Genomic DNA, 1409 nt, shown 5'->3' with positions numbered 1-1409 from the left:
CATATGTGGACGGCCCCCAGCTCGCAAGATGATGAAGTCAGTTTGGATGATCGGATCGCTTGCGTTCATATGTCCGGCCTGTTCGCGCGCTCGCACATGAACGCTGGCCAAGATGGGCTCCGCGACGTCAGCCCCAATCAGCGCTGCGACCTTTATCGGCCACTGTCACATTCGGGTTTGCTCACGTCTGGGATCGATCGATCACGCCACCTGTCTGTCCTCCTGCAAGCTTCCGCTTCAGCTCGGCGCGATCGCCAGTTCTTGGCGACGCATCCCCCGCTGATCTCTACAAGGCGCACTCAGCAGCAGGAGTTCGTCCCCCGGCGTAAGTTTCGCCCGTCATCATCATCTTCCAGGCTATCCGGGCCAATTTGTTGGCCAGGGCCACCGCGACGAGCTTCGGTGCTTTGCGTTGGAGCAACTGCTTGACCCAGGCGGCCAATCCCCACCCGCATCGCCCCTCGCGGACACGGCGCACGATGGCGGTAGCTCCAACAACGAGCACGCGGCGCAGAGCTTCGTCGCCAGCTCGCGTAATGACGCCGAGTCTGACCTTGCCGGCCGTCGAGTGATCCCTGGGTGTCAGACCGATCCAGGCCGCGAACTGGCGACCAGACCGGAACGCCTCTGGCGAGGGCGTCTTCATGATCAGCATCGCCGAACCGACTGGTCCGATACCGGGGATCTGCGCCAAGCGTCGGCTGCAGGGATCGGCGCGGTGCCACGCAACCAGCTTGGCATCGATGGCAGCGATCTTAGCCTGCACCTGCTCGTACTCGACGGCCTGCAGCGTAAACAGTTCGCGTGCGAGTGGGGGCAGAGCCTCGTCGGCCTGGATACGCGCGAGTAGTGCGGCCACGTGCGCGATGCCCTGGGCTGCCGTGATCCCAAATTCGGCGGCATACCCGCGGATCGCATTGACGATTTGGGTTCGGTTGCGGATCAGCCTGTCACGCAGCCCAATCAGCATGAGCGCGGCCTGCTGCTCAGCGCTCTTGACCGGAACGAATCGCATAGTCGGCCGGCTCATGGCCTCGCACAACGCCTCGGCGTCGGCGGCGTCGTTCTTCCCCCGTTTGACGTACGGCTTCACGAGTTGTGGTGCGATGAGTTGGACCTCGTGCCCCAGATTGCACAGCAGGCGCGCCCAGTGGTGCGAGGCGCCACAAGCCTCGATGGCGACACGCGTTGGGGCAAGCCGCTCGAAAAAAGCAATCATGTCCTTGCGTCGAAGCTTCCGCCGCAGGATCGGCTCCTCAGCGGCGTTCACACCGTGCAGTTGAAAGATGTGTTTGGACGTATCCATACCGATGCGGCTAATCTGGTCCATGGACGGTCTCCTCGCGTGAGATCTGCAACGACCTCAGCTTGGCACAGCGATGCCGTTCGGGGGCCGTCCACCCCATCAG

At 63.0% G+C, this 1409-nt stretch carries 1 protein-coding gene; it reads right to left on the bottom strand.

The window, feature by feature from the left end; genetic code table 11:
* Positions 1 to 286: 286 nt before the first annotated feature.
* Complete coding sequence (locus tag G3T14_RS24120; RefSeq protein WP_163644999.1) at positions 287 to 1330, bottom strand: IS110 family transposase; 1044 nt, start codon at positions 1328 to 1330, stop codon at positions 287 to 289.
* Positions 1331 to 1409: the final 79 nt, after the last annotated feature.

The sequence above is a fragment of the Methylobacterium sp. BTF04 genome (genome assembly GCF_010692745.1).
Lineage (GTDB): Bacteria > Pseudomonadota > Alphaproteobacteria > Rhizobiales > Beijerinckiaceae > Methylobacterium.
Note: the sequence above shows the minus strand (reverse complement) of the source record. Positions and strands in the feature narration are given on the sequence as shown.